General features: G+C 68.9%; 12 protein-coding genes. 7 read left to right on the top strand and 5 right to left on the bottom strand.

Annotation, left to right across the window (positions count from 1 at the left end; genetic code table 11):
- Positions 1-32: 32 nt before the first annotated feature.
- The 3 genes from cueR to VGE03_RS06650 all read right to left on the bottom strand — a co-directional run bounded on the left by cueR (position 33) and on the right by VGE03_RS06650 (position 3,555).
- Complete coding sequence (gene cueR / locus VGE03_RS06660) at positions 33-461, bottom strand: Cu(I)-responsive transcriptional regulator (protein ID WP_331045691.1); 429 nt, start codon at positions 459-461, stop codon at positions 33-35.
- The gene (locus tag VGE03_RS06655) at positions 458-2,941 is read right to left on the bottom strand and encodes a heavy metal translocating P-type ATPase (RefSeq protein ID WP_331045690.1); all 2,484 of its coding nucleotides are present in this window, start codon (positions 2,939-2,941) and stop codon (positions 458-460) included. The genes cueR and VGE03_RS06655 overlap by 4 nt, the downstream gene beginning before the upstream one ends.
- Positions 2,942-3,018: 77 nt before the next feature.
- A complete protein-coding gene (locus tag VGE03_RS06650; RefSeq protein WP_331045689.1) occupies positions 3,019-3,555 on the bottom strand; it encodes a DUF305 domain-containing protein in 537 nt (178 codons plus the stop codon).
- A gap of 157 nt (positions 3,556-3,712) precedes the next feature.
- Between VGE03_RS06650 and VGE03_RS06645 the strand changes: the two genes are divergently transcribed.
- The 3 genes from VGE03_RS06645 (at position 3,713) to copD (ending at position 5,299) form a co-directional block, all read left to right on the top strand.
- Positions 3,713-3,904: a heavy-metal-associated domain-containing protein gene (locus tag VGE03_RS06645; RefSeq protein WP_331045688.1), complete on the top strand. Its 192-nt coding sequence runs from the start codon at positions 3,713-3,715 to the stop codon at positions 3,902-3,904.
- A gap of 113 nt (positions 3,905-4,017) precedes the next feature.
- On the top strand, positions 4,018-4,380 hold the full coding sequence (gene copC, locus VGE03_RS06640) for a copper homeostasis periplasmic binding protein CopC (protein ID WP_331045687.1): 363 nt from the start codon (positions 4,018-4,020) through the stop codon (positions 4,378-4,380).
- Between the two features lie 4 nt (positions 4,381-4,384).
- A complete protein-coding gene (copD, locus tag VGE03_RS06635) occupies positions 4,385-5,299 on the top strand; it encodes a copper homeostasis membrane protein CopD (RefSeq protein WP_331045686.1) in 915 nt (304 codons plus the stop codon).
- Between the two features lie 15 nt (positions 5,300-5,314).
- On the opposite strand, the gene VGE03_RS06630 is transcribed toward copD, so the two are convergent.
- Together VGE03_RS06630 and VGE03_RS06625 are read right to left on the bottom strand one after the other, a co-directional pair.
- Entirely contained in the window at positions 5,315-5,806 is a 492-nt protein-coding gene (locus tag VGE03_RS06630; protein WP_331045685.1) for a YybH family protein, read from the bottom strand.
- A gap of 161 nt (positions 5,807-5,967) precedes the next feature.
- On the bottom strand, positions 5,968-7,122 hold the full coding sequence (locus tag VGE03_RS06625; protein WP_331045684.1) for an acyltransferase: 1,155 nt from the start codon (positions 7,120-7,122) through the stop codon (positions 5,968-5,970).
- Between the two features lie 130 nt (positions 7,123-7,252).
- On the opposite strand from VGE03_RS06625, the gene VGE03_RS06620 reads away from it, so the two are divergent.
- The 4 genes from VGE03_RS06620 to VGE03_RS06605 form a co-directional block, all read left to right on the top strand.
- Complete coding sequence (locus tag VGE03_RS06620) at positions 7,253-7,531, top strand: hypothetical protein (RefSeq protein WP_331045683.1); 279 nt, start codon at positions 7,253-7,255, stop codon at positions 7,529-7,531.
- Entirely contained in the window at positions 7,528-7,968 is a 441-nt protein-coding gene (locus tag VGE03_RS06615) for a periplasmic heavy metal sensor (RefSeq protein ID WP_331045682.1), read from the top strand. Before VGE03_RS06620 ends, VGE03_RS06615 begins: the two co-directional genes overlap by 4 nt.
- A 9-nt stretch (positions 7,969-7,977) precedes the next feature.
- Positions 7,978-8,547: an RNA polymerase sigma factor gene (locus VGE03_RS06610; protein WP_331045681.1), complete on the top strand. Its 570-nt coding sequence runs from the start codon at positions 7,978-7,980 to the stop codon at positions 8,545-8,547.
- A gap of 128 nt (positions 8,548-8,675) precedes the next feature.
- Positions 8,676-8,885: twin-arginine translocation signal domain-containing protein (locus tag VGE03_RS06605; RefSeq protein ID WP_331045680.1), on the top strand; the 210-nt coding region annotated here is incomplete at its 3' end.

Raw genomic sequence — 8,885 nt, 5'->3', positions numbered from 1 at the left:
GGGGGGCGAGGTCAGACCTTATGGCGAGCCCGCTATCGGGCGACACGTACGTTGGACTTGAGCGCTCCACTTTCTCGCGTCGAGAGATCGACGAGGATCGGACAGTCCGGCCGGTCGTCGCCGGCGCAGCACTTCGCCAGGGTGCGCAGGGCGTCGGCCATCGCCTTCATCTCGGCGATGCGGGCGTCGAGATCGGCGACGTGCTTCTGGGCGATCGCCTTGACCTCGCGACTGGGGCGATCGCGATCACGCCAGAGCGACAGCAGGTGGCCGATCTCCGCCACCGAGAACCCGAGGTCGCGGGCGCGGCGAATGAACTGCAACTCGTGCACGTCCCGCTCGCCGAAGTCACGGTAGTTGCTGTCCGTCCGGTCCGCGGGCCGGATCAGGCCGACGGATTCATAGTAGCGGATCATCTTGGTCGAGACGCCGGTCGCGCGGGAGGCCTGGCCGATGTTCATGGACGAACTCCTTCGAAACGGGTCCTGAAGCCGCGGAGGCGCAGGGCGTTGGTCAGGACGCTAACGCTGGACAGGGCCATGGCGCCGGCAGCGAGCATGGGCGACAATAGCCAGCCGAACAACGGGAACAGCAGGCCGGCCGCGACCGGGATCAGAACGACATTGTAGCCGAACGCCCAGACGAGATTCTGGCGGATGTTGCGCATGGTGGCGCGCGACAGGGCGATCGCGTTGACGGCGCCGCGCAGGTCGCCGCCGGTGAGCACGACGTCGGCGCTCTCGATGGCGACGTCCGTGCCGCCGCCGACGGCGAGGCCGACATCGGACGCGGCCAGGGCGGGGGCGTCGTTGACGCCATCGCCGATGAAGGCGACGCGGCGGTCGCCGGCCTGCAGGGCGCGGATCGCCTCGACCTTGCCGTCCGGCAGCACCTCGGCGCGCACCTCGTCGATGCCGAGGCTCCGGGCCACGGCCTCGGCGGCGCCGCGGTTGTCGCCGGTGATCATCGCCACCTTAAGTCCCAACGCGTGGATCGCGGCGATGGCGGCGGGCGTGGTCGGCTTGATCGGGTCCGCGACCGCGATGACGGCGGCGAGCCGGCCGTCGATCGCGGCGTAGAGGGGGCTCTTGCCCTGCTCGGCCAGCCCTCCGGCCTGATCGGCGAAGGCGGACAGGTCGAGACCGAGGTCGCGCATCAGGCGGTCGGCGCCGACCTGGACGGCGCGGCCGGCGACGCGGCCCTCGGCGCCGTAGCCGGGACGGGACGAGAAGGTCTCGGGCTCAGGCACGGTCAGCCCCCGCCCCTCGGCGGCCTTGAGGATGGCGCGGGCGATGGGGTGTTCCGAGCGCGTCTCCAGCGCGGCGACGAGGGCGAGCACCTCATGCTCGGCGAAGCCGTCGGCGACGGCGAGATCGGTCAGTTCGGGCCGGCCCGCGGTCAGGGTGCCGGTCTTGTCGAAGGCGACGACCTCGACCCCCTGCAGCGCCTGGAGCGCCTCGCCCTTGCGGAACAGGACGCCGAGCTCGGCGGCGCGGCCGGTGCCGACCATGATCGAGGTCGGGGTCGCCAGTCCCATGGCGCAGGGGCAGGCGATGATCAGCACGGCGACCGCGTTGACCAGGGCGAAGCCCAGCGCCGGCTGCGGGCCGAAGGCCAGCCAGACGCCGAAGGTCACGACAGCGATGGCGATGACGACGGGCACGAACCAGCTCGTGACCCGGTCCACCAGGGCCTGGATCGGCAGCTTGGCGCCCTGCGCCGCCTCGACCATGCGCACAATCTGGGCCAGCACGGTTTCGGCGCCCACCTTCTCGGCGCGGAAGCGGAAGGCGCCGGTGGTGTTGATCGTGCCGCCGACCACCTTGGCCCCTTCGCCCTTCTCCACCGGAACCGGCTCCCCGGTCAGCATGGATTCGTCCACGAACGAGGCCCCGGACACGACTGAGCCGTCGACCGGGATCCGTTCGCCGGGCCGGACCACAATGACGTCGCCGGGCGTGACCTGATCGATCGGCAGCTCGACCTCGGATCCGTCCCGCTCGACGCGGGCCGTCTTCGCCTGAAGCGTGACCAGACGGCGGATGGCCTGGCTGGTCTGGCCCTTGGCGCGCGCCTCGAACCAGCGGCCGACCAGGATCAGGGTGACGATCACCGCCGCCGCCTCGAAATAGACGTTGGCCGTTCCCGCCGGCAGCCACCCTGGGGCGAAGGTGGCGACGGTGGAGAAGGCCCAGGCGGCGGTGGCGCCGAGCACGACCAGCGAGTTCATGTCCGGGGTCAGACGGACCAGGTTGGGAACGCCCTTCCGGTAGAAGCGCAGACCCGGCACGAAGAGGACGAAGGTGGCCAGCAGGAAGCTGGCGACCCTCCACGGCGTCATGCCGAGGGTTCCCATCAGCCAGTCGTGGGCGCCGGGAACGAAGTGCAGCGCCATCTCGACGAGGAACAGCGGAAGGGTCGCGGCGCCGGCGATGGCGACGGCGCGCCCCAGGCTGTGAATCTCGGCGGCGCGCGCGGCCTGTTCGCGATCCCCGCTGGTCGCGTCCGGCGGAGAGGCCGCCTCGGCGGTGTACCCGGCCCCGGCCACGGCCTCGGTCAGGGCGCGCAGATCGGCGGCGCCCTCCAGCACCCGGACCGTGGCGCGTTCGGTGGCGAGGTTGACGCTGGCGTCGAGCACGCCGGGCGTCGTCCTCAGGGCGCGCTCGACCCGGCCGACGCAGCTGGCGCAGGTCATGCCGCCGATCTTCAGTTCGAGGGTTCGCTCGATCGGTTCATAACCGGCGGAGCGGATCGCCTGGGTCACGGCGGCCGGTGAGCCGGCCTCGTCCAGTTCCACCCGCGCCCGTTCGGCGGCGAGGTTGACGGTGGCGCTCTTCACGCCGGGCGCGGCGCGGATGGCTTTTTCGACCCGGCCGACGCAGCTGGCGCAGGTCATGCCGAGCACGGGAATTTCGAGGGTACGCAGGGTCGTGGCGGTCATCGGGACAGTCTCCGGATTTCGAAGTCCCGCCCCAGATGGACCTTCCAGTCATGGGAAGGTCAAGCGCCAGAATTCGACTATCGCACCGCCTCGCGAATCTTCGGCTGCATGTCCGGCGTCAGCACGGCCGGACGCGGCGGGAGCGGCCGGTCGGCGCGCTCGCCGTTGCGTTCGATGTCCGCGATCAGCCGCTTCATCTCCTCGATCTCGCGGACCTGGCTGGCGATGATCTCGTCGGCCAGCTCGCGAACCCGGGGGTCGCTGATCCGGGCCTTGCTGGCATTGTTGATGGCGATGGAGTGGTGGGGGATCATGGCCCGCATGAAGGAGGTGTCGTTCACCAGGGTCTGCGCCCGGTTCATGTAGAGCAGAAGCGCGCCCAGGATCGCGGCCGCCGCGACGATCGCGACCTTCATTCGCTTGCCCTCGTACATGCTCCACATGAAGCCCAGCATGATGACAGCCATGACGCAGCCCATGATCAGCGACGCCATCAGGCGGTTCAGGCTGAACAGCGCGTGGTCGAGGCTGTAGACCAGCTGGTACATCAGGAAGAACATCACGACCGTCGAGGTCGCGATCATCGCCGCGAAACGGCCCCAGCCCGTCTTCATCGTCGGACACTCCCGGAGAACGTGGTCGTCCGGGCCAACGCGAACAGATGACCCCTGTTCCGACGAAAATGCGTCGGTCCGGTCTGGCGGGGCCCCTTGACCTTCCCACGCTGGGAAACCCCACCTGCCTCGTCGTCGATCGACAAAGGAGATGACGATGATCGAGTTGAAGGTAGAACGGATGACCTGCGGCGGTTGCGCTGCGACGGTGAGAGCCGCCGTGGCGGAGGTGGCGCCCGATGCCAGGATGGAGATCGAGATCGCCTCGGGAACCCTGCGGGTCGAGGGCGAGGCCGACGAAGCCCGCGTCCGGGCCGCGATCGAGCAAGCCGGCTACGGCATCGCATAGGGGTGTCGCGGCCGGTCCATGGGTCGGCCGCGATCGTCCTTTATGAGGGAGGCGCCCGCGCGGCGCGTAGAAAACCACAGGGCCGGGAACGGCCCAACGTCTGGAGACCGAGTATGCGTCACTTCAATTCCGCCCCGTCCATCGCCGTCGCCGTCACCGCGGCCTTCGTCGCCGGACCGGCGGCGGCCCACGCCCGTCTGGTCAGTGCGACGCCGGCCCCCAACTCGACCGTGGCCGCGCCCCGGACGCTGAGCCTGACCTTCAGCGAACGGACGGTTCCCGCCTTTTCCGGCTTCGACGTCGTCAATGCGGCGGGCGAGAAGGTCGCAGTCCGCACCTCGGTCGCCGAGGACGGCAAGACTCTGACCGGGACATTGGCCCGCCCCTTGGCCGCCGGCGCATACCGCATCGACTGGCGCATCGCCTCGAGCGACGGTCACCGCATGACGGGATCCTACACCTTCTCGGTGCGCTGACCCCGTGGTCGAAGTCGCGGTCATCGGGCTCCGCTGGCTTCAATACAGCGGCGCCGTCGTCCTTCTCGGCGCGCCGCTTTTCCTGCTCTACAGTTTCAGGGGCTCGGACGGTCCGGACCATTCATGGGCGCGTCCGACCTTGATCGTCGCCGCGCTCCTCGTCGCGCTCGGCGCGTTCGCCGCCCTGGTGGCGCAGACGGCGGTGATGGCCGGCTCGCTGACCGAAGCGATCAAACCCGCTTCGCTGTCCTTCATGGTCTCCGGCACCGCCCTTGGCATGGCGATGGTCGCTCGGGCGGCGGTCGCCCTGCTCGGGCTGGTCATGATCGTCGCCATGAGGCCCGGGCGGGCGCTCTGGAGGCTGACGGTCGCCGCCGGACTGGTCGTCGCCGCCAGCTTCGCCTGGACAGGCCATGGCGCGGCCACCGAAGGCCCAGGAGGCCTTCTCCATCTTGTCGCGGACATCCTTCACGCGGTCGCCGCCGCCCTGTGGCTGGGAGCCCTGGCGGCCCTGACCATTCTGCTGAGCCGCCGGGCCGGGCCTAACGACATCGCCGTCCATCGCGCCCTGCACGGGTTCGCAGGGCTGGGCACCCTGGCGGTCGTGCTGCTGGCGCTGACCGGTCTCGTGAACAGCTGGTTCCTGGTCGGTCCGTCGCGGGTCGCAAGCCTGGGAGCCAACGCCTATGGCCAGCTCCTGATCGCCAAACTTGTCCTGTTCGCCCTGATGCTCGCCCTGGCGGCCGGCAACCGTTTCCGCCTGACGCCCGGACTAGGTTCGGCGCTGTCGGGCGGGCAAGATCCTCGGCCGGCGCTTCAACAGCTCCGACGCAGTGTCGTCGCGGAGACGCTGGTCGGCGCCGTTCTGCTGGCTGCCGTCGCGGTGATGGGCACGCTTGCTCCGCCGTCGGCAATGTGACGCCAGCGGGAACACCTAGCCGGGCGCGCGCGACGACCAGTGGATGTGGTGGATGCGCCAGCCATCGGCGTGCCGCTTCAGCACGATAGTCTCCGTCGTCAGGCGATCCACCGCGCGACCGTTGAATTGACCCGTGGTGCGGCCTTCGCTCGTGATCCAGGCGATGTCGCCGTCGGCCCAGCCCGACCTGCGGGTCACCGTCGCCTCCGAGGCGGCCGCGAAGGCGGCGTCCGATCCCAGGTGATGGGATGCATATTCGTCGCGCGATCGCTCCGCGCCGCCCTGTTCGAAAATCATCACATCCGGCGCCAGAAACGTCAGCGCGCCGGCCGTGTCGCCGGCCTTCAGGGCGGCATGGAAGGCGTCGACGGCGCTGGCCGCCTCCGTTGCTTCCGCGGCGACCGAGCCTGCGGCTTGATCATGATTGTGGGCGTGATCCTGGGCGAAGACGGGCGTGGCCGAGAGCACGGCGACCGAGAGGGCGAGGGCAAGGGACGGGCGGGTCATGGCAGGCTCCGGATTGGCTGTGTTCTGAATGGACTGAGTGCGGATTGCGTCAGGTCGATTGGTGTGGGGCAAGAACCGTGATTGTGGTCGTGAAACCGGCTTCGTCGCTCGTTTGCGCGATACAGTCGTCGCAGCAGGCGGCGGTTCGGGTCGGGGGGAGTTCAAAAGGGCTCTCCCTGATCGCTGTGAACGGACCGTCTGGCTTCGACGGGATCGCTGGGCCGCGACGCCATGCGCTTCCGCAGCCAGCGACGGCTTGGCTGCTCGACGAAGACATGGATGGCAGCGGCGGCGACGAGCGTCAACGCCAGCATGGCGGCCAGCTCCGCCATTCCCATCCGATAGTCCCCGCTCCAGCCCGCCAACGCCTGCGCCGCATTGCGCCACACCATCAGGACCGGGATGTGAACCAGATAGAGGGCGAACGAAGCCTCGCCGGCGAACAGGGCGACGGGATGAGACAGGAAGGTCCGAACGTCCGCCTTGGCCAGCAATGCGAGCGACAGGATGAACGGACCGGCCGCCACAACGATGATGCGGTCATCGGCGCCGAGCTGCATGAGGGCGAGCAGCGCGGCCGTAGTTGCGAGCGCGCCAATGACCGCCGTCCGGGCGGAAGGCGTCCACCGCTGACCGAGGTAGTAGAGGCCGACGCCGTAGAGGAATTCGGGGATGATCCGAAGAATCCCCATGCTGTCCTCGGCCCGAGGCAGCACTCGCCCGAACTGGAGGCGATAGACCGCGTCCAGCGCGACGAACAGCATCGCCGCAATTGCGATCAGAGCCCACGGTCTGACCCGCAGTCGTGTGGCCAAGGCCGCGTAAAACGGGAATGCCAGATAGGCGAACCATTCAGCCGATAGCGACCAGGCCGGCCCGTTCCAGAGAACCAGGGTGTCACGCGGAAACCAGGCCTGAACGAGAAACAGGGTTGCGGCGAAGTCGGTCGGGTTGAATCGACCCGGCTCGAGGCCGACGCCGAACATGGGCGCGGCCAGCACAAGCCCGAGCATGGCCAGCAGAATGAACAGGTGAGCCGGATAAACCCGCGCAAACCGCGCCGCCAGAAACCGCCGATAGTCGAGCGGCCGGTCCCCCTGCAGATAGACATGCGTCAGGATGAAGCCCGACAGGATGAAGAAGACATCCACTCCCAGGCGAGATCGGTTCAACAGGCCCGCGCTCTCGGGCGGCAGCGTCCAATAGAGCTGGTAGTGGAACAGTACGACACCAAGCGCGAGGAAGAACCTCACGCCGGTGAGTGGATCGAGCACGTCGGGAAAAGCCGCCCGCTCCGGGCCTGACCTGCCGCTCATGCCGCTCCCCCGCTGGACGACAGCCCGTCCCCTGTCGTTCCCTGTTATCTACGCGGACGGCGCCTGATCCCCTCAAGAGGGGGATGCGAAGCCGGCGCGTATGGCAGATGGGGCGTGATTCAGGTGCGCAATGACCGACGACATTGAAGGTTTCCTCCGATCGGTCCCGCCGGTCGATACCGCAGGACTCGCCGGAATGGAGGGCGCTGTCTGGAGGCGAGTCAGCGAGCGCAGCGAACGCGCCCGCGTGGCTCAGGTGCGCATTGCTGCCGTCGTCCTCGCCGTCGCGGTCGGGGTCGCAAACGGCGGCATGATGCTTTTGGCGCCCAGGCCCGAGCCCTCCGAGATGCGCATCTTCACCGTGTCGGCCGCCCTGTCGCCGCTCATCGGTCTGGATGCCCTGGGATGAGCGGGAAGTGGAAGTCGATCGTCGTCACGGCGGTCCTGGCGGCGCTGGCCAGCGCCGCTGCGACCTGGGCGAGCGCGACGTGGGTCATGCGTGCACAACAGCCGCCCAGCCTGCACAGCATCGTGCACGAAAAGCTGCAGCTGAGTGCGGAGCAGGACCGCCGGCTCGACGGGATCGAAGCCCGCTTCGCGTCTCGCCGTCCGGCGCTGGAAGCCGAGGTTCGCGCGGCCAATCGCGAGCTGGCGGCCGCGATCGCCGCCAGCGACGGGGACACGCCCCAGGTCCAGGCGGCGGTCGACCATTTTCACACCGCCATGGGCGATCTCCAGAAGGCGACGATCGCCCACATCTTCGAGATGCGATCGGTGTTGACCCCGGCTCAGGCCGAGGTGTTCGACGCCGCGGTTGTCGAAGCCTTGCGCGCTGACGCCGGCTAAGCGCGGCACGTGGGGGCGAGGGAAAGCATAGAGGTCCGGGCGGCGGCCGGAGACAGGGCCGCCTTCACCGCCTTGATGAGCTCCACCAAGGCCGATCTCTACCGGTTCGTGCGGCGCTATGTGGGCGACGGGGCCGAGGCGCACGACGTGCTTCAGGAAGCTTATGCCTCCGCTTGGCTGGCCATTCGGCGGTATGATCCGACGCGGCCGTTCGATGTCTGGCTGCGCTCGATCGCCCTGAACAAGTGCCGCGACTGGAGTCGCAGGCGCGCGGTCCGCCGCGTCGTGCGCGGGGTCATGGGGCTCGACACGGCCGAGGCCACGGCGGTGGGGGACGACGCCCCCGCTCCGGAAGCCCGGTTGGACGATCAGCGCAAGGTCGCGAGGCTGCAGCGCGCGCTATCCGACCTGCCGGACACCCTCAAGGCGCCGTTGCTGCTCGCCACACTGGAAGGCTGGTCGCACGCCGAGATCGCCTCGATGCTTCGTATCACACCCAAGGCTGTCGAGACCCGCATCGCCCGCGGCCGCAAGCAGCTGGCGGAGCGCCTGGGCCGAACTCCAGACGATGACGCTTGACCTTACCATGATGGGAAGGTGCACAACGCCGCGATCCCGACGCCTGTGACGCCCTGACGCAAGGGGCGCGCCGGTCGGATGCGTATCTGATCGAACGGCTGAATTGCTGGCCAAGGAACTCTTCGTCGATGCCTTCTCCCCGCCTTGATCGTCGAACCCTGCTGCGCGGAGCCGCCGCAGGCGGCGGCCTGCTTGGCCTGCAGGGCCTGCTGCCGGCGTGGGCGCAGACCGGTTCGCCGGGCCTGCGCTCCGATCTGCCGACCCTGACCGGGCCTGACGTACGGCTGAGCGTGGGCCACAGCCCGTTTACGGTGAACGGGCGCACCGGCCACGCCGTG

This window comes from Brevundimonas sp., assembly GCF_036400995.1.
In the GTDB taxonomy this organism is placed as follows: Bacteria; Pseudomonadota; Alphaproteobacteria; order Caulobacterales; family Caulobacteraceae; genus Brevundimonas.
The sequence above is the reverse complement of the archived record's forward strand: the minus strand, read 5'-3'. Positions and strand labels throughout refer to the sequence as shown.

Excerpts from the sequence above, each read along its gene's own strand:
- cueR (WP_331045691.1), bottom strand. The coding sequence starts at position 461 with ATGAACATCGGCCAGGCCTCCCGCGCGACCGGCGTCTCGACCAAGATG.
- VGE03_RS06655 (WP_331045690.1), bottom strand. The coding sequence starts at position 2,941 with ATGACCGCCACGACCCTGCGTACCCTCGAAATTCCCGTGCTCGGCATG.
- VGE03_RS06650 (WP_331045689.1), bottom strand. The coding sequence starts at position 3,555 with ATGAAGACGGGCTGGGGCCGTTTCGCGGCGATGATCGCGACCTCGACG.
- VGE03_RS06645 (WP_331045688.1), top strand. The coding sequence starts at position 3,713 with ATGATCGAGTTGAAGGTAGAACGGATGACCTGCGGCGGTTGCGCTGCG.
- copC (WP_331045687.1), top strand. The coding sequence starts at position 4,018 with ATGCGTCACTTCAATTCCGCCCCGTCCATCGCCGTCGCCGTCACCGCG.
- VGE03_RS06630 (WP_331045685.1), bottom strand. The coding sequence starts at position 5,806 with ATGACCCGCCCGTCCCTTGCCCTCGCCCTCTCGGTCGCCGTGCTCTCG.
- VGE03_RS06625 (WP_331045684.1), bottom strand. The coding sequence starts at position 7,122 with ATGAGCGGCAGGTCAGGCCCGGAGCGGGCGGCTTTTCCCGACGTGCTC.
- VGE03_RS06620 (WP_331045683.1), top strand. The coding sequence starts at position 7,253 with ATGACCGACGACATTGAAGGTTTCCTCCGATCGGTCCCGCCGGTCGAT.
- VGE03_RS06615 (WP_331045682.1), top strand. The coding sequence starts at position 7,528 with ATGAGCGGGAAGTGGAAGTCGATCGTCGTCACGGCGGTCCTGGCGGCG.